The organism is Flavobacterium helocola, assembly GCF_038289885.1.
GTDB classification, from domain to species: Bacteria; Bacteroidota; Bacteroidia; order Flavobacteriales; family Flavobacteriaceae; genus Flavobacterium; species Flavobacterium cheniae.
In genome coordinates, this window is the sequence record NZ_JBBYHT010000002.1 from 387,097 (window position 1) to 411,810 (window position 24,714).

The 24,714-nt window shown below is 32.9% G+C and carries 23 protein-coding genes and 1 tRNA gene; 12 read left to right on the plus strand and 12 right to left on the minus strand.

The features are described 5' to 3' along the window. Position 1: 1 nt before the first annotated feature. The gene (locus tag AAEO58_RS06845; RefSeq protein WP_133607265.1) at positions 2 to 583 is read left to right on the plus strand and encodes a MiaE family protein; all 582 of its coding nucleotides are present in this window, start codon (positions 2 to 4) and stop codon (positions 581 to 583) included. A gap of 92 nt (positions 584 to 675) precedes the next feature. Here the strand turns inward: AAEO58_RS06845 and AAEO58_RS06850 are convergent, their stop codons facing one another. After that, positions 676 to 1,890, minus strand: a complete 1,215-nt coding sequence (locus AAEO58_RS06850) for a glycosyltransferase family 4 protein (protein WP_341682775.1) — start codon at positions 1,888 to 1,890, stop codon at positions 676 to 678. 100 nt (positions 1,891 to 1,990) lie between these two features. Here AAEO58_RS06850 and AAEO58_RS06855 point away from each other — a divergent pair, with 100 nt between their 5' ends. Next, the gene (locus tag AAEO58_RS06855; protein ID WP_341682776.1) at positions 1,991 to 2,503 is read left to right on the plus strand and encodes an NUDIX hydrolase; all 513 of its coding nucleotides are present in this window, start codon (positions 1,991 to 1,993) and stop codon (positions 2,501 to 2,503) included. Here the strand turns inward: AAEO58_RS06855 and AAEO58_RS06860 are convergent. From AAEO58_RS06860 to AAEO58_RS06870, 3 genes are all read right to left on the minus strand, one after another. Then, positions 2,500 to 3,108, minus strand: coding sequence for a YkgJ family cysteine cluster protein (locus AAEO58_RS06860; RefSeq protein WP_341682777.1), 609 nt, complete (start codon positions 3,106 to 3,108; stop codon positions 2,500 to 2,502). The two genes, AAEO58_RS06855 and AAEO58_RS06860, sit on opposite strands and share 4 nt — an antisense overlap. Positions 3,109 to 3,189: 81 nt before the next feature. Further along, positions 3,190 to 3,804, minus strand: coding sequence for a YkgJ family cysteine cluster protein (locus tag AAEO58_RS06865; RefSeq protein WP_341682778.1), 615 nt, complete (start codon positions 3,802 to 3,804; stop codon positions 3,190 to 3,192). A 73-nt stretch (positions 3,805 to 3,877) separates the two neighbouring features. Then, positions 3,878 to 3,951: transfer RNA gene (locus tag AAEO58_RS06870), tRNA-Arg, on the minus strand. Between the two features lie 69 nt (positions 3,952 to 4,020). Here AAEO58_RS06870 and AAEO58_RS06875 point away from each other — a divergent pair. Then, a complete protein-coding gene (locus AAEO58_RS06875) occupies positions 4,021 to 4,533 on the plus strand; it encodes an adenine phosphoribosyltransferase (RefSeq protein ID WP_341682779.1) in 513 nt (170 codons plus the stop codon). A gap of 64 nt (positions 4,534 to 4,597) precedes the next feature. Here the strand turns inward: AAEO58_RS06875 and AAEO58_RS06880 are convergent, their stop codons facing one another. The 7 genes from AAEO58_RS06880 to AAEO58_RS06910 form a co-directional block, all read right to left on the minus strand. Beyond that, a complete protein-coding gene (locus AAEO58_RS06880; protein WP_341682780.1) occupies positions 4,598 to 6,388 on the minus strand; it encodes an acyl-CoA dehydrogenase family protein in 1,791 nt (596 codons plus the stop codon). Between the two features lie 47 nt (positions 6,389 to 6,435). Continuing rightward, the gene (locus tag AAEO58_RS06885) at positions 6,436 to 6,786 is read right to left on the minus strand and encodes a four helix bundle protein (protein WP_341682781.1); all 351 of its coding nucleotides are present in this window, start codon (positions 6,784 to 6,786) and stop codon (positions 6,436 to 6,438) included. A gap of 38 nt (positions 6,787 to 6,824) precedes the next feature. Further along, a complete protein-coding gene (locus AAEO58_RS06890; RefSeq protein ID WP_290819579.1) occupies positions 6,825 to 8,009 on the minus strand; it encodes an acetyl-CoA C-acyltransferase in 1,185 nt (394 codons plus the stop codon). Positions 8,010 to 8,012: 3 nt separating this feature from the next. Further along, positions 8,013 to 10,403, minus strand: coding sequence for a 3-hydroxyacyl-CoA dehydrogenase/enoyl-CoA hydratase family protein (locus AAEO58_RS06895; protein ID WP_341682782.1), 2,391 nt, complete (start codon positions 10,401 to 10,403; stop codon positions 8,013 to 8,015). 18 nt (positions 10,404 to 10,421) lie between these two features. Then, entirely contained in the window at positions 10,422 to 10,862 is a 441-nt protein-coding gene (locus AAEO58_RS06900) for a MarR family winged helix-turn-helix transcriptional regulator (protein WP_291109984.1), read from the minus strand. A 127-nt stretch (positions 10,863 to 10,989) separates the two neighbouring features. Then, positions 10,990 to 12,759: an AMP-dependent synthetase/ligase gene (locus AAEO58_RS06905; protein WP_341682783.1), complete on the minus strand. Its 1,770-nt coding sequence runs from the start codon at positions 12,757 to 12,759 to the stop codon at positions 10,990 to 10,992. A 124-nt stretch (positions 12,760 to 12,883) separates the two neighbouring features. Then, positions 12,884 to 13,738 carry an EamA family transporter gene (locus AAEO58_RS06910; RefSeq protein WP_341682784.1) on the minus strand — a complete coding sequence of 285 codons (855 nt, stop codon included), beginning with the start codon at positions 13,736 to 13,738 and terminating at the stop codon, positions 12,884 to 12,886. A 201-nt stretch (positions 13,739 to 13,939) separates the two neighbouring features. Between AAEO58_RS06910 and AAEO58_RS06915 the strand changes: the two genes are divergently transcribed. From AAEO58_RS06915 to AAEO58_RS06955, 9 genes are all read left to right on the plus strand, one after another. Then, complete coding sequence (locus AAEO58_RS06915; protein ID WP_133607175.1) at positions 13,940 to 14,293, plus strand: cupin domain-containing protein; 354 nt, start codon at positions 13,940 to 13,942, stop codon at positions 14,291 to 14,293. 43 nt (positions 14,294 to 14,336) lie between these two features. Further along, the gene (locus AAEO58_RS06920; RefSeq protein WP_341682785.1) at positions 14,337 to 14,909 is read left to right on the plus strand and encodes a helix-turn-helix domain-containing protein; all 573 of its coding nucleotides are present in this window, start codon (positions 14,337 to 14,339) and stop codon (positions 14,907 to 14,909) included. Positions 14,910 to 15,026: 117 nt separating this feature from the next. Next, entirely contained in the window at positions 15,027 to 15,248 is a 222-nt protein-coding gene (locus AAEO58_RS06925; protein WP_341682786.1) for a CsbD family protein, read from the plus strand. A gap of 122 nt (positions 15,249 to 15,370) precedes the next feature. Further along, positions 15,371 to 16,405 carry a glycoside hydrolase family 130 protein gene (locus AAEO58_RS06930; RefSeq protein WP_341682787.1) on the plus strand — a complete coding sequence of 345 codons (1,035 nt, stop codon included), beginning with the start codon at positions 15,371 to 15,373 and terminating at the stop codon, positions 16,403 to 16,405. After that, a complete protein-coding gene (locus AAEO58_RS06935) occupies positions 16,395 to 18,779 on the plus strand; it encodes a glycosyltransferase (RefSeq protein ID WP_341682788.1) in 2,385 nt (794 codons plus the stop codon). The genes AAEO58_RS06930 and AAEO58_RS06935 overlap by 11 nt, the downstream gene beginning before the upstream one ends. A 131-nt stretch (positions 18,780 to 18,910) precedes the next feature. Then, on the plus strand, positions 18,911 to 19,555 hold the full coding sequence (locus AAEO58_RS06940) for a porin family protein (RefSeq protein WP_341682789.1): 645 nt from the start codon (positions 18,911 to 18,913) through the stop codon (positions 19,553 to 19,555). A 19-nt stretch (positions 19,556 to 19,574) separates the two neighbouring features. Further along, positions 19,575 to 19,889, plus strand: coding sequence for a YtxH domain-containing protein (locus AAEO58_RS06945; protein WP_341682790.1), 315 nt, complete (start codon positions 19,575 to 19,577; stop codon positions 19,887 to 19,889). Between the two features lie 158 nt (positions 19,890 to 20,047). Further along, a complete protein-coding gene (locus tag AAEO58_RS06950; protein WP_341682791.1) occupies positions 20,048 to 20,503 on the plus strand; it encodes a hypothetical protein in 456 nt (151 codons plus the stop codon). A 5-nt stretch (positions 20,504 to 20,508) separates the two neighbouring features. Continuing rightward, positions 20,509 to 20,934, plus strand: coding sequence for a hypothetical protein (locus AAEO58_RS06955; protein WP_341682792.1), 426 nt, complete (start codon positions 20,509 to 20,511; stop codon positions 20,932 to 20,934). Positions 20,935 to 21,019: 85 nt separating this feature from the next. Here AAEO58_RS06955 and purL read toward each other — a convergent pair whose 3' ends face one another. Then, positions 21,020 to 24,685, minus strand: coding sequence for a phosphoribosylformylglycinamidine synthase (gene purL, locus AAEO58_RS06960; RefSeq protein ID WP_423972055.1), 3,666 nt, complete (start codon positions 24,683 to 24,685; stop codon positions 21,020 to 21,022). Between the last annotated feature and the right edge of the window lie 29 nt (positions 24,686 to 24,714).

Here is a 24,714-nt window from a genome sequence, read left to right on the forward strand (position 1 = left end):
TATGTTTCGTTTAAAATTACCAACCGATCCAAGATGGGCCAACATAGCAGAAGGAAATCTAGAAGAAATTCTTACTGATCACGCTTGGTGCGAAATCAAAGCGGCATCAAATGCAATGATGTTAATTAATTTATTACCTGAATTTACAGAAATTACTACTGAGTTAACATCAATCGCGAAAGAAGAATTAGATCATTTTGAACAAGTGCATGAAATCATCAAAGCTCGTGGTTGGGTATTAGGACGAGAACGAAAAGACAGTTATGTAAACGATTTATTCAAGTTTATGAAACCTGGAAATCGCAAACATTTAATTGTTGAGCGTATGTTATTTGCTGCAATGATTGAAGCTAGAAGCTGCGAACGTTTTAAAGTACTTTCAGATAATATCAAGGACGAAGAATTAGCTGTTTTTTATAGAGAATTAATGATTTCGGAAGCCAATCATTATACTTCATTTTTACAATTTGCTCACGAATTAGCAGAAGAAGGTTACGACGTTAAGAAACGTTGGGAAGAATGGCTAGAATTTGAAGCCAAAGTAATTGAAAGCTACGGAAAATCGGAGACGATACACGGATAAAAGTTTTCTTTGTCATGCTGAACTTGTTTCAGCATCTCTCTTGCTAATAGGCAGATTCCGAAACAAGTTCGGAATGACAAAAGTCCCAACTCCTAACTATTCTTTGATTCAATCCATTTACTCATGTACTTTGTACTTTGTAAACTTTGGTGTTGTAGTATTTGCCCCAAGAAGTTTTTGCTACGATGTGCGTTTAAATTTTCTTTGAGATTTTCTATTTTATTCATGAAATCAGTTTCATATAATTCCTTTTTGAATCGTTTTTCAATTATTTCATAACCTTTTTTTTGAGCGGTTTCCCAAACGTTTTTATTAGTATACAATTCGACTGCTTTTTCAATAAAATCATCTTCATTTGAAGTGATGAATCCGTTCCAATCTAAATTGCCGTTCATTGCTTCAGCTCCCATTTCTGTGGTTATTGAAGGTAATCCCAATTGCATGGCTTCAAACAATTTGCCTTTCAAACCAGCTCCGTAAGGAATAGGGGCTAACAAAACTTTTGCTTTTGAATATACATCAGCAACACTTTCGGCTCTTCCTATAATTAAAAAACCTTCTTTTTCATTGTGCAATTGCTTGGCTTTTTCCGAAACATAAGCGCCATAAACATGAAGTGCTGCTTCGGGAAGTTGTTTTTTAATAGATTTCCAGTATTGTTTTAATTGTAAAACAGTTTGCCAATTGGGTTCGTGTAAAAAGTTGCCAATACTTACAAAATGGTTTCGTTCTTCAAATGAAGGAATATTTGTTTGAAATTCTTCGGATAAAAAAGGTAAATAAAACAAAAGAGAAGCATCAATTTTGAACGTTTCAGTTGCCAATTGCATTTCGTATTCCGAAATCAATAAAGTCAAATCGCATCTGTAAATGGAAGCCATTTCGCGTTTAAAAACATCGGAAATATAATCTTCAAAAACTAACTCGCGATTTTGTTTGAAAGCCATTTCTCTGGCTTTTCGTAAAAAATGTAAATCTTCAGTGTCTAAAACTCGTAAAGCATTCGGACAATTTTCCATCACTCGCCAACCGTATTGCTCTTCAATCATGAATCGGTCAAATAGTACAACATTCGGATTTAATGCTGTGATTTCAGAATCAAAACTGCTATCATTCAGTTGAATCACTTTGGTTTTAACCGAAATCTGACTCAAATCAAACGAAAAATCTGATTTAGAAGCCGAACACAAAAACGTAATTTCATAATCTTGCTTTTGAAACAACGAAATGAGTTGTAACATTCTGCTTCCCGCTGCGGTTGAAGTTGGTTCTGGCCAAACGGCTCCTATGATGACTAAATCCTTCATGTGACAAATATAGTTATATAGTTTCAGGTTTCAAGTTTCAGGTTTTAAGTTCAAATTGAAAATTTAAAGTAAATTTGTGCAATAACTAATCACTATAAAAATGACTTTTTTTAAATTTTGTCCAAGTTGTGCCTCTACTCATTTTACGTTTCCTGATAATCGTCGGTTTTTATGTGATGATTGTGGTTTTACGTATTATCATAACATAGCGGCCGCTGTAGCGATTGTTTTTACGTTTGAAGACAAAGTATTGTTTACAGTACGAAATGTCGACCCAGACAAAGGAAAATGGGATTTACCAGGCGGATTTATCGATCCAAATGAAACGGCAGAAGAAGCAGCTTGTAGAGAAATTAAAGAAGAATTAGGAATTGAAATTTCAAACAGCGATTTAAAATATATCACCACTTCACCAAATAATTATTTATACAAAAACGTTCCTTATAGAACGATGGATATTTTTTACGAATGTGAATTAAATTCCGATGTAATTAAAGTGGAAGCAGAAGACGAAATTCAGGATTTGATTTGGGTAAAGCGTACAGAAATTGATTTGAATCAAATAGGTTTTGTTTCGATTCGAAAAGTTATTGGTGAAAAATATTTAGGTTAAGCACAATTAAAATGTCCGTTTGGCATTGGACGATAGGCGTAATATTGTAATACTTCTTCGATAGCTAATTTGAGTGCTTTATTTATCGGAACAATTACATTTCCCAATTGAAAATCGATTTGCGATAGGTTCATGTAGTAATCAGTAAAAATGGGAACTGGTAAGCCTTTGTTGATTAATTCTGTTGATTTATTATAATTTTCGGCTTGTCCTTCTTTGATAATTTTACAAGTTGCCAATCGCAATTGACCATATTTATCAGTGTTGGCTCCAAATCCGAAAAGGCGACAAATTAAACCTCGATATTGGTAACTGCTGCAGTTTCCTTTGTTTTTATCCAACAATGAAAGCGGATTATAGATAAAACATCGGTTTACTGACGATTTGTTTAGGGTGTTTAATACTTTTTCGGCTTCTCCATTTAAAAACAAGTGAAAAGCCCAAGGTAAAAACTCTAATGGAGAAGCGTCAAGTTCGGGATGATTGCAACATTTGCCACAGCCAGCTACGCAACTTAATTTAGTGTGTGATTGAAATTCTTTTATCTCAACATCCAAATTTTGGAATAATTCTTCTACCAAAACAACACGTTGCTCGATGGTCATAATTTTTTACCGAAGGTAGACTATAATTTGGTAGTTTGTTTGATTTGTTACTTTTAATTCAACAAACTGAAAATAAATCTTTTATATAGATTTTTTGTAGTTATCAGGAAAAGGTCTGTACGCATAATATTGTAAAACTTCTTCTAAAGCGGCTTTCATAGCTTTATTTACTGGCAAAAAAACATTTCCAAGTTTAAAATCTATTTGCGAAAGTTGCATGTAATATTCTGTAAAAATTGGCACAGATAGATTAGTATTTATAGCAATAGTGGCGTTTTCAAAATTTGTTGCTTGTCCGTCTTTGATGATATTACAAGTTGCTATGCGTAATTTTCCGTATTTATCAGTTGTGGCACCAAAACCAAAAAGTCTGCAAATTAATCCTCTATATTGATATGTACTGCAATTTCCGGATGTAAATTCTGCTAACGATTTTGGGCGATATAAAAAGCAAGTAGCTGTTGTGCTTTGTTCTAATTCTAAAAGCGTTTCTTCGGCTTGACCGTTTAAAAATATATGAAAAGCCCATGGTAAAAATTCAAGAGGCGAAGCGTCGATTTCGGGTGTTGAGCAACATTTTCCGCAACCTGCAATACAACCCAATTTCGTTTCTTTCTGGAAATCTATAATTTCCACATCGAGATTATGAAACAATGTTTCCACTAATCTTACGCGATTTTCTATAGAATTATCCATGTTTTTTGTAGATTTACACTGAGTTAAGATATAAAAAAAAGCGTTCAAAAAGATTGAACGCTTTAGTATTTAGTGACCTCGACTGGATTCAAACCAGTAACCTTCTGAGCCGTAATCAGATGCGCTATTCAGTTGCGCCACGAGGCCTTAATGCGGGTGCAAATATAGAGATAAATGTGTAAATTGCAAACCAATTACAGAAAAAATATATAAAAAATGAACTTAGAAAACTATATACGTGATATTCAGGATTTTCCGAAGCCAGGAATTGGATTTAAAGATATTACTCCTTTATTAAGTAATCCTGAAGCAACTTCTGCCTGCTTAGAATTGTTAGCCAGTACTTTAGCTGATAAAAATATTAATAAGGTAATAGGAGTTGAGAGTCGTGGCTTCTTTTTTGGGATTTTATTGGCTCAAAAATTAAATGCAGGCTTTGTTCCAGTTCGTAAACCTAAAAAGTTACCTTTTGAAACAATTAGTGCTTCATACGAATTGGAATATGGTACCGATACTTTAGAAATGCATATTGACGCCATTCAAAAAGGGGATAGGGTTTTAATTCACGATGATGTTTTAGCTACTGGAGGAACTGCAACAGCCGTTTGTGAGTTAGTAGAGCAATTAGGTGGCGAAATCGTACAAATGAACTTCTTAATGGAATTATCGTTTTTAAACGGAAGAGAAAAATTAGGGAATAAAGAGATTTTTGCTGCTTTGACATATTAAAATAAAAAACCATCCGCTACAACGGATGGTTTTTTTAAACAAACTAAACCAATTAATTGCTGTATTAAAAAGCGTATTTATTTTCGCTAATAATTTTTGCAGCAATTTTTTCACGAAGACCAATTACATTTGGCATGTTCGTATATTTTGTAAAACGTTTTAATCCCATTAACATCATACGTTGTTCGTCGCCTTCAGCAAAAGAAACAATTCCTTCTTTTCCTTTTTGGTTTACGATATCTACTGCATGATATAAGTATAATTTTGCCATAGCAATTTGCTCTTGAACTTTGTCTTCACCTTCTTTTTTGGCTAATTTTTCAGTTCTAAGAATTGTACTTTCTGCCATGTAAATTTCGATTAAGATATCAGAAGCAGCCATCAATAATTGTTGGTGTGATTCTAATTCTGCTCCATATTTTTGAACTGCAGCACCAGCTACCATTAAGAATACTTTTTTCAATTTGGCAACCATTTCCTTTTCTTCAGCAAATAATTCTGAATAATCCGGAATGTCGAAAGATGGAATTCCCATTAATTCTTCAGCCACAGCCATTGCAGGACCTAATAAATCAACGTGACCTTTCATTGCTTTCTTCACTAGCATTCCAACCGATAACATTCTGTTGATTTCGTTAGTTCCTTCGTAAATTCTTGCGATACGAGCATCTCTCCAAGCACTTTCCATTGGTGCATCTTCTGAGAATCCCATTCCACCAAAAATTTGGATTCCTTCGTCTGTACATGCTTGAACATCTTCAGAAACCGCAACTTTTAAGATAGAACATTCGATTGCGAATTCTTCAACACCTTTTAATTCTGCTTCTTGGTGCGTATTTCCTTCACTAACTCTGATGTTTATTCTGTTTTCAATATCTGATGCAGCTCTGTAAGTAGCACTTTCTCCAGCATATGAATTTGTTGCCATTTCAGCAATTTTAGCTTGTATAGCTCCAAAACTTGAAATAGGCGTTTTAAACTGAACTCTTTCGTTAGCATAATTAACTGCTCCAGTAATGGTTCTACGTTGTGCTTCTAAACAAGCTGCTGCTAATTTAATACGACCAACATTTAAAGCATTCATAGCAATTTTAAAACCTTCGCCACGACCTGCCAACATATTCTCAACAGGAACTTTTGTTTCGTTAAAGAAAACCTGACGAGTAGAAGAGGAACGAATACCTAATTTGTGCTCTTCATCACCCATTGAAATTCCGTTTGAAGGATCATTCTCAACAATGAAACCAGTAATGTTTTTATCGTCTTCAATACGAGCGAAAACAATCATTACGTTACAAAAACCAGCATTAGAAATCCACATTTTTCCTCCTGTGATTTTATAATGTGTTCCATCTTCTGAAAGAACGGCTTTTGTTTTTCCTGAATTCGCATCTGATCCTGCTCCTGGTTCTGTTAAACAATAAGCACCAAACCATTCGCCAGAAGCTAATTTTGGCACATATTTTTGTTTTTGTTCTTCTGTTCCGTATAATGTAATTGGCATTGTTCCAATTCCGGTATGAGCTCCAAAAGCTGTTGAAAACGAACCAGTTGCTCCTGAAATATAATCACAAACTAAAACGGTGTTTACGAATCCCATTTCCATTCCGCCATAAGCAGCGGGAACAGCAACACTTAAGTAACCTAATTCACCAGCTTTACGCATGATGTCTTCGGTTAAAGCGTAATCTTTCTTTTCGAAGCGTTCTTTGTTTGGCCAAATTTCTTTGTCTACGAATTCGATAACCGAATCACGCATCATTACTTGTTCTTCATTGAAATCTTCTGGAGTGAAGATGTCTTCGCATTTTGTTTCTTTTACAAGGAATTGACCTCCTCTGATGATATCTGACATAACTTTTATTTTTTTAAGAAAAAAGAGAAAAGAAGCAAGAGAAAAGATTAAACCAATTTACTGATAAAACCAGTAGTCATTTTTTGGAATTCAATAATCTTATTTTCTACTTCAAGCCCTTTTTCTTCGGTTAAGTATTTATTTTGTATTGCAATTAATAATTGTGTTTGTAATTCGAAAGATGAACCAAGACTAATGTTTAAAAAATGTTTGAAATGAGTGTTTTCTCTATTTGAACCTTCTGCAATATTAGAAGGTATTGAAACTGCAGCTCTATTCATTTGACTGATTAAACCATATACTTCATTTTTAGGAAATTCTAATGTTATTTTGTGAATATCAGATGCTATTTCCATTGATAAAATCCAAATTTTAAGATTTTTGAAATTATGCTTCATAAGTCTTTCTTCTTGTCTCTTTTTTCTTTCGTCTATTTTTATTTTAAAAATTCGTAAATTCCTGCTGTTCCTTGTCCTGTTCCCACACACATAGAAACGATTCCATATTTACTTCCTCTTAATCGCATTTCGTCAAACAATTGAACAGAAAGTTTTGCACCAGTACAACCTAGTGGGTGGCCTAAAGCGATAGCTCCTCCGTTTACGTTTACGATTTCAGGATTTAAGCCTAATTCTCTAACAACAGCTAACGATTGAGAAGCAAAAGCTTCGTTTAATTCAATTAAATCAATATCAGACTGTTTTAAACCTGCTTGTTTTAATGCTTTTGGAATTGCTTTTACTGGACCGATTCCCATGATTCTTGGTTCTACACCTGCTGAAGCAAAGTTTACTAATCGAGCAATAGGTTCAAGATTTAATTCTTTTACCATTTCTTCGCTCATTACTAATACGAAAGCTGCTCCATCACTCATTTGAGACGAGTTTCCTGCTGTTACACTTCCGTCAGCAGCAAATACGGGTCTTAAACCTGCTAATGCCGCAACAGAAGTTCCTGCTCTTGGTCCTTCATCTTTGTTAACAACATAAGAACGCGTTTCTTTTTTACCATTTTCATTGATAAAAGTTTCTTCTACTGTAATAGGAACTATTTGAGCATCAAATTTACCTTCTGCTTGTGCTTTTAAAGCCTTCATATGTGATTGATATGCAAACTCATCTTGATCTTCACGAGAAACGTTGAATTGTTTTGCAACCGCCTCAGCAGTTAATCCCATTCCCCAATAATAATCTTCGTGACCTGCTGCTGCAGCTTTATAATCTGGTGTTGGTTTGTAACCTCCCATTGGAATATAACTCATACTTTCGGCACCACCTGCAATGATACAATCTGCCATTCCGGATTGAATTTTTGCCGTTGCCATTCCGATAGTTTCAATACCTGATGCACAATATCTATTTACTGTAACACCTGGAACATCTTCTACTTTTAATCCCATTAATGAAATTAATCTACCAACGTTTAAACCTTGTTCTGCTTCAGGCATGGCATTTCCTACCATAACATCATCAATACGAGTTTTATCAAAATTAGGAAGCTCTTTCATCATATGTTCGATGGTTTCTGCTGCTAATTCGTCAGGTCTTTTAAAGCGAAAAACTCCTTTTGGTGCTTTTCCTACTGCTGTTCTATATGCTTTTACTATATATGCTGTTTTCATCTTTTAGTTTCTTAACGGTTTCCCTTTGGTTAACATGTACTGAATTCTTTCTAAAGATTTTCTTTCTCCAGTTAATGATAAAAATGCTTCTCTTTCTAAATCCAATAAATATTGTTCAGAAACTAAAGTTGCTTCTGATAAATCACCACCAGCCATTACATAAGCTAGTTTGTTGGCAATTTTCTTATCGTGTTCAGAAATGTATTTACCAGCTTCCATTTGGTCAGTTCCTACTAAGAACATACCTAAAGCTTGTTTACCTAATACTTTGATGTCTTTTCTTCTTACAGGTTGTGTATAACCTTGTTCTGCCATTTGTAAAGCCACTTGTTTAGCTGTTGCGATTTGGCGGTCTTTGTTCACGACAACAATATCTCTTCCTTTTTGTAAAACTCCCGTATCAAAACCTTCGTAAGCTGAAGTAGCTACTTTTGCCATACCAACAGTTAAGAAATATTCTTGTAAAACGTTTAATTCTACATCATTTTTACGGAATAAATCAGAAGCTCTCAAGGCCATTTCTTTAGAACCACCACCACCAGGAATTACTCCAACACCAAATTCTACTAATCCGATGTACGTTTCTGCTGCGGCAACAGCTCTATCAGCGTGCATGGTTAATTCACAACCACCACCTAATGTCATTCCGTGAGGAGCTGCAATAACTGGAATAGCTGAATAACGACAACGCATCATCGTGTCTTGGAACATTTTGATAGCCATGTTTAATTCGTCATATTCTTGTTCGACTGCCATCATGAAAATCATTCCTAAATTAGCTCCAACAGAGAAATTTGCGCCTTGATTTCCAATTACTAAACCATTGTAATCTTTTTCAGCAATGTCAATGGCTTTGTTGATTCCTTGTAAAACACCAGCGCCAATTGAATTCATTTTAGAGGTAAATTCTAAATTGATGATTCCATCACCTAAATCGGTAATGATTGAATCGCTGTTGTTCCATATTTTTTTGCTTTCGCGAATGTTATTTAAGATAATGAAGGCATCTTGACCTGGAATTTTCTCTACTTTTTTGTTGGTGATAGAGTAGAAGTGTGTTGCTCCATCTTTAATCGAATAGAAAGAAGTGTTTCCTGAAGCTAACATATCGGTTACCCAAGAAGCAGGTTGAAAACCTTCCGCTTTCATTAATTCGATTCCTTTTTCAACACCGATAGCATCCCAAATTTCGAATGGACCGTTTTCCCAACCGAATCCAGCTTTCATTGCATCATCGATTTTGTAGAAAGCGTCTGTGATTTCAGGAATTCTGTTTGAACAATATTGAAACATAGAAGCGAAGTTTTTTCTATAGAAATCACCTGCTTTGTCTTTTCCTGTAACTAAAACTTTGAATCTGTCAATTGGTTTTTCAATCGTTTTAGTTAATTCTAAAGTTGCGAAAGATGCTTTTTTATTGGCTCTATATTCTAATGTATCTAAATCTAAAGTTAGAATGTCTTTTCCTTCTTTTTTGTAGAAACCTTGTCCTGTTTTGCTTCCTAACCATTTGTTTTCCATCATTTTGTTTACAAATTCCGGAAGTTTGAATAATTCATGAGCTTCGTCGTTTGGACAATTTTCATAAATTCCGTTAGCCACATGAACCAAAGTATCTAAACCAACAACATCTACAGTTCTAAAAGTAGCTGATTTTGGACGACCTATTACTGGTCCTGTTAATTTATCTACTTCCTCAACTGTTAATCCCATTTCTTTTACTTGGTGGAACAAACTTTGAATTCCGAAGATTCCGATTCTATTTCCAATAAAAGCTGGAGTATCTTTTGCTACGACTGAAGTTTTTCCTAAGAATTTTTCACCATAACCATTCAAGAAATCTAAAACTTCATTAGAGGTTTTTGGACCAGGAATAATTTCAAATAATTTTAAGTAACGTGCTGGATTGAAAAAGTGCGTTCCACAGAAATGTTGTTGAAAATCTTCGCTTCTTCCTTCGCTCATGAACTGAATTGGAATACCAGACGTATTTGAAGTAACTAAAGTTCCTGGTTTTCTGTATTTGTCAACTTGTTCGAAAACAATTTTCTTGATGTCTAATCGTTCTACAACCACTTCGATAATCCAATCTGCAGTTGCAATTTTTGACATATCATCTGTTGTGTTACCAGTAGTAATTCTCGAAGCAAAACTTGGATGATAAATAGGTGAAGGCTTCGATTTTAAAGCGTTAGCTAAATGATCATTAACTAATCGGTTTCTAACGGCTTTACTCTCTAAAGTCAATCCTTTTTTCTGTTCGGCTTCGGTTAGTTCGTTTGGAGCGATGTCTAATAATAAGACTTCTACACCAATATTAGCAAAATGGCAAGCGATACCACTTCCCATAATTCCGGAACCAATAACAGCAACTTTTTTAATATTACGTTTCATGTTTATAGGTTTGTTGTTTTATTTGTCGTTATAGATTTTTTTGTCTGCAATTAATTCGTTGATGATTTCTGCAACTTCCATGAAGTGTTGAAGTTTTTCTTCACTAATATGTTGTTTTACGGTTTCATTAAAACGAAGTACGGTTTCTTTTGAAAGTTCTCTTTTTTCTTTTCCTTCTTTAGTTAATTGAATAATTACGCCACGTCCATCGGTTGGATTTTTTTTACGAGTGATTAATCCTCTTTCTTCCATTGACTTTAGCGTTCTGGTTAAGCTTGTGGCTTCCATTCCCATTTTTGGGCCTAGAGTTGTTGATGGCGAACCATTTTCTCTATCGATACTTAAAAGAGCAAAACCCGTTGCCATAGTAGCATTGTATTTTGCTGCTTCTTCGTTGTACATTCTGGCAACCGCTTGCCAAGTTGCTCTAAGTATATAGTCTATTGTTTTATCTTTCATAGAATTATCTATCTAAACTTTTTCAAATATAAAAAAAAATACTATGCATGCATAGTATTTTTAACATTTTTTTCAAAATTTAACATTTTAAAATAGTAAAACCCACGAAATGTGGGTTTTACCGTTTTTATCCGTAAATTTTTTGATATAAGTCGTTATATTTTTCTTTAATGATTTTACGTTTTAATTTCATGGTTGGAGTAAGGTGACCATCAACGATTGACCAAACATCAGGAGTAAGTTCAAAACGTTTTACTTTTTCCCAATTTCCGAATTTTTCATTGCTATGGTCAATTTCTTCTTGAATTCTATCAATTACCATTTTATTAGCACATAATTCTTCATTGGTATTAAATTTAAGATTATGTCGATTTGCCCAATCTCTCACAAATTCAAAATTTGGTTGAATGAAAGCAGCTGGCATTTTTTCGCCATCTCCAATAACCATGATTTGTTCAATAAAACGCGATTGTTTAAAAGTATTCTCTAAAATTTGAGGTGCTACATATTTACCACCAGAAGTTTTGAACATTTCTTTTTTACGATCGGTAATTTTTAGGAAACCATCTGAATCAATTTCACCGATATCACCTGTATGGAAGTAGCCATCTTTTAAAACCTCAGCAGTTTGTGTTTCATCTTTGTAATATCCCATCATAACGTTTGGACCTTTACATAAGATTTCACCGTCTTCAGCTATTTTAACTTCAACTCCGTCTAATACTTTTCCAACAGATCCAACTCTGAAACCACCATTTCTCATGTCGTTTACAGAAATTACAGGAGAAGTTTCTGTTAAACCATAACCTTCCATAACTGGAATATTAGCCGCGCAGAAAACTTTTGTTAATCTACTTTGTAACGCAGCACTTCCTGAAACTAATAATTCTAATTCGCCACCTAAACCTTCTTGCCATTTAGAGAAAATTAATTTACGTGCAATTTTTAATTTGAATTCGTAGAAAGCTCCGTTTTGTTTATAAGGTTTGTAGTCCATACCTAAATTTAATGCCCAAAAGAAAAGTGCTTTTTTGATTCCAGTTAAATCTGCTCCTTTAGCATAAATTTTATCGTAAACTTTTTCTAATAAACGAGGAACAACTGACATAACGTGTGGTTTTACCTCTTTTAAGTTATCAGAAATCTTCTCAATACTTTCAGCGAAGTAAATAGAGATACCATAATATTGGTATAAATACGTCAACATTCTTTCGAAGATGTGACAAATAGGTAAGAAACTTAAAGCTCTTGTATCTCCGGCTCTTAATGGAACTCTAGGAGCACTCATTAATACATCAGAAACAATATTTTGATGCGTTAACATTACACCTTTTGGTCTTCCTGTTGTTCCAGAAGTATAAATAATAGTAGCTAAATCTGTAGTTAAGACATTATTTTTTCTATCTTCAACTACATCTTGATTTTCTTTATCAGCACCTAATTCTAAAAGTTCTTTCCAACTTTTGCATCCAGCAATGTCATTATAAGAATACACTTCTTTTAATGCAGGAACATTAGCTTTAATGCTTTTTAATTTTTCATACACTTCATCATCAGAAACAAATACATATTTTGATTCAGAGTGATTTAATATATATTCATAATCTTCAGCTGAAATTGTAGGATACATGGGAACTGTTTGCGCTCCTGTTTGTAAAACTCCAATATCTGTAATGTGCCATTCCGTTCTATTGTTAGAAGAAATGATAGCAATTTTATCATTTTTATTTACGCCTAATCGTAGTAATCCTCTAGAAAGGGCGTTGGCTTTGTCTAAATATTCTTGGGTAGATGTTTTAATCCACTGACCGTCATATTTAGTAACTAAAGCATCTTTTAAATTATACTTTTCTAATTGATAGTAAGGAAAGTCAAATAAGCGTGTGATATTGTTCATAATTCGCAATTATTATTTTATGCAAATTATAAAAATAAAATTAATTATACAATTTTTTAAATAATTGATAATCTTGTGGTTAGAATTTTAATAAAAATAAAATACTATGCCTGCCTACTAATTTTTACTTTAATTGTGAAAGTGTGATGATAATTATTGAAATAATTGCCAAAAGAATGCCAAAGTAGTTCCATTTGGTCATTTTTTCTTTAAACAGAAGTATTCCTGCTAAACTTCCTAGAATTATTACACCCATATTCATACCTGCAAAAACAGTGGATGGATTTTCAGCTAAGGCTTTGTGTGCTTTTAAATAAAAAAGAATGTTTCCAAAATTTAAAATTCCTAATGCCAATCCCCAAAGTATATTTTTCATTTCGAGTTTTTCTTTTTGGACAATTATTTTTCCAATCAAAAATAAAATAGAAATAATAAATGCACCACAAAAAATTAAGAACAGGGAAGTAGTAAAACTAAACTCTTTAAAAACGGCGACTTTCTTAAATAAAATATCAATAATTCCAAATCCCAATAAAACTAACAGAGGATAAACCCAATTGGAAGATTTTTTTTCTGATTTTTTGTTCAATGTAAAAAATATGGCTGAAAATCCGACAACAAACCCAATCATTTTAAGAGAACTGAAAGTTTCATTAAATAGATAATAAGAAGCAATTAATGGAATAAATAACGAAAGACGTTGCGCAATATCGGTTTTTACGATTCCAGTAAGTTTGATAGATTTTGCTTGAATAAAAAATACGATAGGTAATAAAACAGCTAAACTTATAAAAAGCGAAAAAGGAACCGATTTTTGTTCAATTACTAAATTTGGTTGGTACGTAAAATAGTTGAGTAATAAAGCCGAAAAATAATTAAAAGTGATGATTTGAAATACATTCAACTGAAATCGTTTGGCTACTTTTAAAAATATCCCAACGGTAACACTACAAATTACACTTAAAATGACAAACCACATGATGTTTTATTTTTTGCAATATTAGTAAAATTATAAAGAAAAAAGAGGTTTGAATACGCTAAACCATTATTGCTTTTCAATATGAAATGTGATTTATGTAAATAATAAATAAGATTTTGTAATGATTATGCCAAATATTTAACCACCTTTGAATAGAGTTGTAATTTGAATTTAAAGTTATAAAGCAATTCAGCCAAAAAAATGAAAAAGCCAAGCGAAGTTGTTGAAGTTGAAAAAGGGAAAATACACATTGTTGTAGAACTAATTGAATACATACCAAATGCAGTGGTAAGTAAAACAATTATAAAAAAAGTAACTGGAAATGTTACGGCTTCTTCATTTGATGCAGGAGAGGAGTTAGACGAAAAAAGATCGCCATTTGATACGTATATTCAAATTATTGATGGTGTAGCAGAAATTACTGTTGATAAGAAAAAATTCAAATTAAAACTAGGAGATGGTATGGTTATTCCTGCACATTCTACACACCATTTTAATGCTAATGAACAATTTAAAATGATTTCAACCGTAATTAAAAGTGGTTATGAAGATTAAATAAGCAGAGCAAAAACTAATTTGCTCTTAAAACTAAAACAAAATGATACTCTATATTAAATATATGGTTAGTCTTCGTTGCAAAATGATGGTCAAAGAAGAACTAAAGAAAATAGGGTTGCATCACGTTATCGTTGATTTGGGAGTAGTTGAAATCTTAGAAGATATAACTCCTGAACAATTTGATTTGTTGAAAACAAATTTGGCCATGTCGGGCCTTGAATTATTAGACGACAAAAAAGCTATTCTTATTGAAAAAATTAAAGATGTAATTATCGAAATGGTTCATTATACTGATGAATTTCCAAAAGTGAATTACTCCAATTACATTAGCGAAAAACTACATCAAGATTACACTTACCTGTCTAACATTTTTTCTGAGGTAAAAGGTATTACCATTCAGCAATACATTATCAATCATAAAATTGAACGCGTTAAAGAATTGCTTTTATATGATGAATTGAATTTATCTGAGATAGCTTATTTATTAAACTACAGTAGTGTTGCACATTTATCAGGTCAATTTAAAAAAGTAACAGGATTATCTCCTTCCTATTTTAAACAATTAAGAAAGAAAAGAAAATCCCAACTAAGAGAAAACTTAGAAGATGTTTAGTTTAAATACATGAAAATGTGTGATTTATGCAAGTTTTCTTTTTAATGCTGTAATACATTTTAGTTTCAAATGAATAACCTTTGTTTTATAAGATTATAACATTTAAATACAATTAAAATGGAATCAAAAGTAAACAAAGGAACAGAAGTTTTTAAAATTTCTGGCGATTGGAAAAGACAAGCAGATAAATTAAAAGAAAAGTTTCCAAGACTAACCGATTCTGATTTAAAATTCGAAAGTGGTAGAGAAGATGATTTACTAGAAAGAGTAGAAGCACGCTTGCATAAAAAACGAGAGGAAGTAATTGATATTATCAAAAAAGGGCAACCTACAACATAATAATTGACTTTTTTTTGTGGGCAACTTAGTAACTTAAAAATGCTAAGAATACACATAATAGCCAATAAAAGGCGTAGGTGAATTATCATCTACGCTTTTTTTTCATCTAACTACGATTCAAAATGATACAAATCAAAAAAGAAGGAATCCTTCTAAAAAAAACCGATCTCTCGTTTGAAAATGATAGTGTTTTAAATCCTGCCATTATGCAAGAAGGAAATACTGTTCATATGCTATATCGAGCAGTAAGAAGTGGTAACTATTCAACTATTGGATATGCCAAATTTGAAGGTCCAATAAAACTGATTCAACGAAATAATACACCACTAATTATACCTTTTTTGGATGAAGAATCAAAAGGTGTTGAAGATGCCAGAATTGTAAAAATTGATGGAGTTTATTACATAACCTATACCGCTTATAACGGAATTAATGCTTTAGGAGCTTTAGTAACTTCTACAGATTTGCTAACTTTTGAAAGACACGGGATTATTGTTCCAAAATTCACATTTGATGAATTTAAACGCTTGGCCGAATGTAATAATTTGGTGAATGCAAAATACTTTCGTCATGTGCGCCATTTTAAACATGATGAAGAAATATTTCTTTGGGATAAAGATGTAATGTTTTTTCCAAGAAAAATCAATGGAAAGTTAGCTTTTTTACATCGAATTCGTCCTGGAATTCAATTGGTTTTAATCAATAATTTAGAGGAATTAACTAAAGAATTTTGGAACGAATACTTTCTCCATTTTAACGAACATATTATTTTAGATCCAGTAGGAACCAATCACGAATCAGGTTTTATAGGTGGTGGTTGTCCTCCAATAGAAACCGAATTAGGTTGGCTACTTATTTATCATGGCGTTTTTGATACTTCAGAAGGCTATATTTATTCTGCCGCTGCTGCTTTATTAGACATCGATAATCCTACAAAAGTACTTGCAAGATTAGTTGATCCTTTATTTGTACCAGAACTCGATTATGAAAAAAATGGTGTGGTTTCCAATGTCGTGTTTCCCACAGGAACTGCATTATTTGAAGACACGCTTTATATCTATTATGGTGCCGCTGACAAATGTATTGCTTGCGCATCTATGAGTTTAAAAACATTATTAAAAGAACTTTTACAAAATCCAACACATCATGAGAGCTAATTTTTTTCCAATTTTTAATAATTCATTACTCGTTTATAATGAAGCCAAAAATAATTTGAATGAAAGTCATCTAATGAAATTCATTACGAATTCTAAGTATGAACTTATTCCAGTAGCAGAAAAACAACTTCTCGAAATCGTTTTTATAACTTCTTATCCACCAAGAGAATGCGGAATTGCAACCTATACACAAGATTTAAAAAAAGCTATTCAAGAAAAATTCGGTAATACCTTTTCACTGAAAGTTTGTGCTTTGGAAACAACAGGTGAAAATTACGATTATCCAGAAGAAGTTAAATACAAATTAAATTCTGATGCTGAAGCAAATTTTTCAGAGTTAGCATTAAAAATCAATGCGGATAAAAATATTGCAATGGTATTTTTACAACACGAATTTGGTCTTTTTGGAGGAGTTTATGGTAATTTTTTACTAAAATTCATGAAGCATTTAAAACGACCTATTACTACAACATTTCATACCGTTTTACCAAATCCAGATGATAAGTTAAAAGAAGTGGTTCGTAAAATTGCCGATTATTCTGATTCTTTAGTTGTGATGACTGATATTTCGAAAACGATTCTTATGACAAATTATGGTATTGCTGAACGAAAAATTTCAGTAATTTCTCATGGAACTCATTTAGTGGCTTCGTTTGATAATTTGCAACAAAAAACAAAAAATCAGTTTAGTGATAGAGTAGTGCTAACTACTTTTGGTTTATTGAATGAAGGAAAAAGTATCGAAACAGCCTTAGATGCATTGCCTCAAATTATAGAAAAATTTCCAAATGTAATTTATCTAATCATCGGAAAAACACATCCTGAAGTAGTAAAACGAGAAGGTGAAAAATACCGCAATTTTCTTTACGAAAAAGTGCAAGAATTACATTTAGAAAACAACGTTAGGTTTATTAATAAGTATTTGTCATTAGACGAATTAATGAATTATTTACAACGCACAAAAATATATCTCTTCACTTCAAAAGATCCAAATCAAGCGGTTAGTGGCACATTAGCGTATGCTATGGCTTGTGGTTGTCCAGTAATTGCAACGCCAATTCCGCATGCTAAAGAATTTTTAGACGGAGCTGGATTCAATTATGATTTTCAAAATGCCAATCAACTTGCCGAAAAAACCATTGAATTGCTTTATAATCCAAAATTATTGAGAGAAATGCGCTTGAATGCTTTACATAAAATAAGTCCAACATCTTGGCAAAATTCAGCCATAGCACATATCGAATTAGTAAAAAATAATAGTAATAAACATAAAATTGTTTTGCAGTATGAAATGCCGAAAATTTCATTAAACCATATCAAGAGAATGACGACTATAAATGGATTAATTCAGTTTTCGGCTATTTCAAAACCAAGTATTGAATCGGGTTATACCTTAGATGATAATGCAAGAGCACTAATTGCGGTGACTAAACATTATCAATTAACCAATTCTGAAGAAGATTTAGAATTAATAAAAACCTATTTAAAGTTCATTCTATTTTGCCAACAAGAAGATGGAAGCTTTTTAAATTATGTAGATAAAGAAGGCAATTTTACTGCAAATAATTCTAATGAAAATTTAGAAGACGCTAACGGTAGAGCTATTTGGGCATTGGGCGAATTTATTTCATTTAATGAAATATTAGATAAAAACATGGTTAGAAAAGCAAAATTTGCCATTGAAAAATCATTGAAAAATATTTTAAAATTTTATTCACCAAGAGCAATTTCTTTCGCCATAAAAGGATTGTATTTTTATAATTTGGAAAAAGAAAGCCCAAGGATTAATCATTTAATTACTTCGTTAGCGGATAATTTAGTTTCAAAATATCGTGGAATTTCAGATAAAAAATGGAAATGGTTTGAAGATTATCTTACCTATGCCAATAGTATTTTACCCGAAGCCATGTTATACGCAGGTTTGAGTACTGGAAGTGAATTGTATAAAAACATAGCTAAGACTTCATTCGACTTTTTACTTTCTCTTACTTTCAAAGATGACCAAATTAAAGTGATTTCAAATCAAGGTTGGTACCACAAAGGTAAAACGGTCAATCAATATGGAGAACAGCCTATCGATGTAGCGTATACGATTTTAGCATTGCAAACTTTTTATCAAGTGTATGAAGATGAATCCTATAAAAACAAAATGAAAATTGCTTTTGATTGGTTTTTAGGAAAAAATCATTTGCACCAAATTATCTACAATCCTAAAACAGGTGGTTGTTATGATGGCTTAGAACAACATCATGTGAATCTAAACCAAGGAGCAGAATCCACCATAAGTTATTTACTTTCAAGATTAGCCATGGAAAAAGTTACTAATTCAATTAAGGAGATGAAGTTTTATGAAGAAGTTTTTCAAAATGAGTGAATCATGTAACTTATAAATATAATGTGTAACACATTTTGCTTTATTGTATTGCACCTTTGTTGTATAGAAAGTAAGGAAATAAATCTTTACTAAAACTAGTAATAATACGCATATAACTTAAATTAAAAAAAATGAAAAAAGCAATCATAATGATCGCATTAGTTACGCTTTCGGTTACCAATTCTTTGGCTCAAGAGTCAACAACAACAACAGATAATCGAGATAAATTGTTTTTTGGAGTAAAAGCAGGAGCAAACTATTCCAATGTGTATGATTCTGAAGGCGAAGATTTTGTTGCAGATGGAAAACTTGGTTTAGCAGGTGGTGTTTTTGTATCTATTCCGTTAGGGAAATTTATTGGAGTTCAACCCGAAGTTTTATTTTCTCAAAAAGGATTTAAATCTTCAGGAACGTTTTTAGGAACAGATTATGAAACTACAAGAACAACAGATTACATTGATATTCCTTTGTTTTTAGCCATTAAACCAGTTGAATACGTTACGCTTTTATTCGGACCACAATATTCGTATTTGTTAAAACAAAAAGATGAATTTACAGGCGGTTCATTGAGTTCTACACAAGAAGAAGAATTTGAAAACGATGATATTCGTAAAAATACTTTTTCACTTATTGGTGGAGTTGATTTGAATATTAAAAATCTAGTATTTGGAGTTAGAGGTGGTTGGGATTTAAAAAATAACAACGGTGACGGAACTTCAACAACACCGCGTTACAAAAACATGTGGTATCAAGCTACAGTAGGTTACAGATTTTAATTTTTAAAATATAATACAAATGGAAAATTTAAATAATAAAGGAAAATTAGTTGTTGGTAGTTTGTTAGTTGGAGCGCTTATTGGAGCAACAGTTGGCGTATTGTTTGCACCTCATAAAGGGAAAAAGACAAGAAAAAATATTGCCAATAGTGTAAAAAATTCTGCTAGTAAGTTTAAACAAGAAATTAGCGAAGATGGTCAGTATTTAAAAGATAAAGCAATGAGTTTCGAACATCTTTTAGAAGATAAAATCAGTAAAGTGGGAACTTCTTTTAAAGACAAAGCAAACGAATTGCTTCACAGTGGTTCAGATCATCAAATGAATAAGAAATAATAGGAATGACCATGGTTTCGTTTTTAAATTACCATTAAGAACAGGTTTGCATGAGCGAGCCTAAGTAAAAAGGCGATAACATATATGACTACTAAAATGAAAATTTTACATAGATGAAAAAAGAAATCATGGTTTTACAAAACTAATAAACAAATAAAATGAAAACATTTATTATAAAAACGATTCTTACGACAAGTATAATCGGACTTTTTATGACGAGTTGCAATAATTCGCCAACAGCTAAAGAGGAAGATGTAAAAGAAGCTACTCAAGATTTAATTGATGCGGAAGCTGATTTAGATCAAGCAGAATACGATTCGATTAGCGATTTCAATACTTTTAAAGAGAGTATTCAATTAAAATTAGTTGAAAATCAGAACGTAATTGATGATTTAAAACTAAAAATCACTTCGAAAGGAAAAGTAGAAAGAGATATTGATGAAGTTGAAATCAATAAATTAGAAAAAAGAAATACCGATTTAAGACTTAAAATTGAAAATTATGAACAAGGTCCAGCACAAAAATGGGCGTTGTTTAAAGTGGATTTCAACAACGAGTTGGATGATTTAGGTAAATCTATTTCTGAAATGGCAGACAGAAACAAGAAAAAATAAAGAGTATGAAATCAAATTATACAACAATTAAAATAGTATTTTTTTTTGTATCCTTTTTTGTATTATCACAAACATTATCATCTTGCTCAAAAAAAATTGAATTTGAAAATTCAAATGTAGTCCCTGCAGCTAGAGGAGATGTGTCGGTCAAAAAAGATAAAAATGACAATTACAATATCAAGTTAGAGGTTTCGTACCTAGCAGAACCCGAACGCTTGCAACCACCTAAAAAACATTATGTGGTTTGGTTATCATCTAATGAGAATCAAATTCCGTTAAATATTGGTCAAATTGTAGGAACTTCAAGACTTCATGTAAAGTTTGAAAGTGTTTCTTCATCAAAACCAAAACGAATTTTCATCACAGCTGAAGACGACGCAAGTACACAATATCCAAGTAATTATGTTGTTTTAGAAACAGATAAGTTTTAGTTTTTGGGGTTAATTTTGGAAAACTGCCTTCGGGCAGTTTTTTTTGTATAAAAAAAGCTCTCAGTGTATGAGAGCTTTTCTGTTATTATTTTTTGTTTTCTATCCATTTTCTAGCATTTACAAAAGCTTCTAACCAAGGTGAAACTTCGTCTTTTTGGCCTCTTTCTGGATAATGTGCCCAGTTCCAAGGGAAAGTTGAACGCTCAATGTGTGGCATCATTACCAAATGTCTTCCTGTAACATCGCACATCATAGCCGTATTGAAATCAGAACCATTTGGATTCGCCGGATAACTTTCGTACCCATATTTAGCTACAATGTTATATTTCACTTCTGAATAAGGTAACTTGAATTTTCCTTCTCCATGTGAAATCCAAACTCCTAAAGTTGTTCCTTCTAAAGTAGATAACATCACTGAATTATTCTTTTGAACCGTTACCGAAGTAAAACCACTTTCATGTTTGTTCGAAGTGTTGTGATGCATTTTTCCATGAACTTCGTGCTCTGGATTTATCAATTCTAATTCCATCAATAATTGACAACCATTACAAATTCCAACCGAAAGTGTGTCTTCGCGTTTGTAGAAGTTTTTCAAAGCCGTATTTGCTTTTTCGTTGTATAAAAACGCTCCAGCCCAACCTTTAGCCGAACCTAAAACATCGGAATTAGAGAATCCTCCAACAGCTCCAATGAATTGAATATCTTCTAAAGTTTCTCTTCCCGAAATTAAATCGGTCATGTGAACGTCTTTTACATCAAAACCTGCTAAGAACATAGCGTTTGCCATTTCGCGTTCTGAATTACTTCCTTTTTCACGAATGATTGCTGCTTTTGGTCTTGGTTTTGACCCATCAATTACAGGTAATTTACCATCAAAATGCGATGGGAAAGTAAATTGTAATTTTTGATTTTTATAATTGTCAAAACGTTCCTGTGCCATTCCGTTTTTAGATTGTTTTGAATCTAAAAGGAAAGAAGTTTTAAACCAAGTATCTCTTAAAGTTGAAATGCTAAATGTTAAACTATCTTCACCATTAATAACGGTAAACGCATCACCATCGATAGCCGAACCAATTTTGAAAATCTCAATATTATGTTGGGCAAAAGTTGCTTCCACTTCAGTATTTGCTTGGAAAACAACTCCGATATTTTCATTAAATAAGGCTTTAACCGTATCTTTTTCTCCTAAAGAAGTCAAGTCGATTAGCGCACCTAATTTATCATCTGCAAAACACATTTCTAATAGCGTAGTGATTAAACCACCGCTTCCAATATCGTGTCCTGCTTTAATTTTTCTGTCTTTGATTAAATCTTGTAAAACGTTGAACGCTTTTTTGAAGAATTCTGAGTTTTGAATCGTTGGAACGTCATTTCCAATTTTATTCAATACCTGAGCAAATGAACTTCCACCTAATTTAAACGAATCTTGCGATAAGTTGATGTAGTAAATATTACCGCCATTTCTTTGTAAAACAGGTTCAACTACTTTTGTAATGTTCGAACAATTTCCAGCAGCTGAAATAATAACCGTTCCAGGCGCAATTACTTCATCATTTGGATATTTTTGTTTCATCGAAAGCGAATCTTTTCCTGTCGGAATATTGATTCCTAATTCTATAGCAAAATCCGAACAACCTTTTACAGCTTCATATAAACGAGCGTCTTCTCCTTCATTTTTACAAGCCCACATCCAGTTGGCAGATAAAGAAACCGATTTCATTCCTTCTTTTAAAGGAGCCCAAACTAAATTTGATAACGCTTCACCAATAGCTGTGCGTGAACCAGAAACTGGATTTACCAAAGCCGCAATAGGTGAGTGCCCTATAGAAGTTGCAATTCCTTCTTTTCCTTTGAAATCCAATGCCATTACACCAACATTATTTAAAGGCAATTGTAATGGACCCACACATTGTTGTTTGGCAACGCGACCACCAACACAACGGTCTACTTTATTGGTTAACCAATCTTTACAAGCCACCGCTTCCAATTGTAAAACCTGACTTAAGTAGCTTCCTATATTTTCTTTTGAATATTCTAAATCTGAGTAATTTGTTGCAACGGTTTTATCCGTCATAATGGTTTTTGGCGAACTTCCGAAGAAATCTTCCAAAGCATAATCCATTGGTTTTAAACCAGTCGATTTTGATTCGAATGTAAATCTATGGTCATTAGTTACATCTCCCACTTGATACATTGGAGAACGCTCTCTGTCTGCAATTCTTTGTAAGGTTTCAATGTCTTTTTCACCAATTACCAATCCCATTCTTTCTTGCGATTCGTTTCCGATGATTTCTTTTGCAGAAAGAGTAGGGTCACCAACAGGTAATTTATCTAAATCGATTAATCCTCCGGTTTCTTCTACTAATTCAGAAAGACAATTCAAATGTCCACCCGCACCATGATCATGAATAGAAACAATTGGATTGTTATCACTTTCTACCAAACCACGAATGGCGTTGGCAGCACGTTTTTGCATTTCTGGATTCGAACGTTGGATGGCATTTAATTCAATTCCTGAACCAAAAGCACCTGTATCTGCTGACGAAACCGCAGCACCGCCCATTCCAATTCTATAATTTTCACCTCCTAAAATAACGATTTTGTCGCCTTCTTGTGGTTTCTTTTTTATCGCTTGATCTAATTTTCCGTAACCAATTCCACCTGCTTGCATGATTACTTTATCGTAACCAATTTTACGATTGTTTTCTTCGTGCTCGAAAGTTAAAATTGAACCTGTAATTAAAGGTTGCCCAAATTTATTTCCAAAATCTGAAGCTCCGTTTGAGGCTTTAATTAAAATATCCATTGGTGTTTGGTACAACCAAGGTCTTTCGTTCATTCCATTTTCCCATGGACGCTCTTCTGCTAAACGAGAATAAGAAGTCATGTAAACTGCTGTTCCTGCTAATGGCAACGAACCTTGTCCTCCTGCTAAACGGTCACGAATTTCTCCTCCAGAACCAGTTGCAGCTCCGTTGAATGGCTCCACTGTTGTTGGGAAATTGTGAGTTTCTGCTTTTAAGGAAAGTACTGAATCAAATTCCTTCTCTTGATAGAAATCAGGTTTGTCAGCGCTTTTTGGAGCAAATTGAGTTACTTTCGGACCTTTTACAAAAGCTACGTTATCTTTATAAGCCGAAACTATATCGTTTGGATTGGTTTCCGATGTTTTCTTAATTAATTTGAATAAAGAAGTTGGCTTTTCTTCGCCATCAATCACAAACGTTCCATTGAAAATTTTATGACGACAGTGTTCTGAATTGGCTTGTGAGAAAGCAAAAATTTCAGAATCGGTTAACTTTCTTCCTAATTTAGTTGAAAGATTATCTAGATATTCCACTTCTTCTGGACTCAAAGCCAAACCTTCCGATTTGTTGTAAGCGTCAATATCTTCAATATCCAAAATTGGTTCTGGTTGGATATTAATTGTATAAATCTCTTGATTTAATTCCGAATACTTTTGCGAAAGCATTGGATCAAAATCATTAAAATCGGCAGCTACTTTTTCAAATTCCTCGATACGAATGATGCCAGAAATTCCCATGTTTTGAGTAATTTCTACCGCATTCGTACTCCAAGGCGTAACCATTGCGGCACGTGGTCCAACAAAAAAATCCGACAATACGGATTTTTCTATTTTATGTGCGTTGCCAAAAAGCCAATTTAATTTGTTGATGTCTTCTGATGAAATCTCGTTTTGCGTTTGAACCGCAAAAACCGTGTTGGATTGGTTTCCGAAGAAATGAATCATTGTATGTAGTTGTTTGTGTTGTTGAAGTT

Bases quoted from the DNA above. Each gene is read 5' to 3' on its own strand.
- AAEO58_RS06845 (WP_133607265.1), top strand. From the start codon at position 2: ATGTTTCGTTTAAAATTACCAACCGATCCAAGATGGGCCAACATAGCA.
- AAEO58_RS06850 (WP_341682775.1), bottom strand. From the start codon at position 1,890: ATGAAGGATTTAGTCATCATAGGAGCCGTTTGGCCAGAACCAACTTCA.
- AAEO58_RS06855 (WP_341682776.1), top strand. From the start codon at position 1,991: ATGACTTTTTTTAAATTTTGTCCAAGTTGTGCCTCTACTCATTTTACG.
- AAEO58_RS06860 (WP_341682777.1), bottom strand. From the start codon at position 3,108: ATGACCATCGAGCAACGTGTTGTTTTGGTAGAAGAATTATTCCAAAAT.
- AAEO58_RS06865 (WP_341682778.1), bottom strand. From the start codon at position 3,804: ATGGATAATTCTATAGAAAATCGCGTAAGATTAGTGGAAACATTGTTT.
- AAEO58_RS06875 (WP_341682779.1), top strand. From the start codon at position 4,021: ATGAACTTAGAAAACTATATACGTGATATTCAGGATTTTCCGAAGCCA.
- AAEO58_RS06880 (WP_341682780.1), bottom strand. From the start codon at position 6,388: ATGTCAGATATCATCAGAGGAGGTCAATTCCTTGTAAAAGAAACAAAA.
- AAEO58_RS06885 (WP_341682781.1), bottom strand. From the start codon at position 6,786: ATGAAGCATAATTTCAAAAATCTTAAAATTTGGATTTTATCAATGGAA.
- AAEO58_RS06890 (WP_290819579.1), bottom strand. From the start codon at position 8,009: ATGAAAACAGCATATATAGTAAAAGCATATAGAACAGCAGTAGGAAAA.
- AAEO58_RS06895 (WP_341682782.1), bottom strand. From the start codon at position 10,403: ATGAAACGTAATATTAAAAAAGTTGCTGTTATTGGTTCCGGAATTATG.
- AAEO58_RS06900 (WP_291109984.1), bottom strand. From the start codon at position 10,862: ATGAAAGATAAAACAATAGACTATATACTTAGAGCAACTTGGCAAGCG.
- AAEO58_RS06905 (WP_341682783.1), bottom strand. From the start codon at position 12,759: ATGAACAATATCACACGCTTATTTGACTTTCCTTACTATCAATTAGAA.
- AAEO58_RS06910 (WP_341682784.1), bottom strand. From the start codon at position 13,738: ATGTGGTTTGTCATTTTAAGTGTAATTTGTAGTGTTACCGTTGGGATA.
- AAEO58_RS06915 (WP_133607175.1), top strand. From the start codon at position 13,940: ATGAAAAAGCCAAGCGAAGTTGTTGAAGTTGAAAAAGGGAAAATACAC.
- AAEO58_RS06920 (WP_341682785.1), top strand. From the start codon at position 14,337: ATGATACTCTATATTAAATATATGGTTAGTCTTCGTTGCAAAATGATG.
- AAEO58_RS06925 (WP_341682786.1), top strand. From the start codon at position 15,027: ATGGAATCAAAAGTAAACAAAGGAACAGAAGTTTTTAAAATTTCTGGC.
- AAEO58_RS06930 (WP_341682787.1), top strand. From the start codon at position 15,371: ATGATACAAATCAAAAAAGAAGGAATCCTTCTAAAAAAAACCGATCTC.
- AAEO58_RS06935 (WP_341682788.1), top strand. From the start codon at position 16,395: ATGAGAGCTAATTTTTTTCCAATTTTTAATAATTCATTACTCGTTTAT.
- AAEO58_RS06940 (WP_341682789.1), top strand. From the start codon at position 18,911: ATGAAAAAAGCAATCATAATGATCGCATTAGTTACGCTTTCGGTTACC.
- AAEO58_RS06945 (WP_341682790.1), top strand. From the start codon at position 19,575: ATGGAAAATTTAAATAATAAAGGAAAATTAGTTGTTGGTAGTTTGTTA.
- AAEO58_RS06950 (WP_341682791.1), top strand. From the start codon at position 20,048: ATGAAAACATTTATTATAAAAACGATTCTTACGACAAGTATAATCGGA.
- AAEO58_RS06955 (WP_341682792.1), top strand. From the start codon at position 20,509: ATGAAATCAAATTATACAACAATTAAAATAGTATTTTTTTTTGTATCC.
- purL (WP_423972055.1), bottom strand. From the start codon at position 24,685: ATGATTCATTTCTTCGGAAACCAATCCAACACGGTTTTTGCGGTTCAA.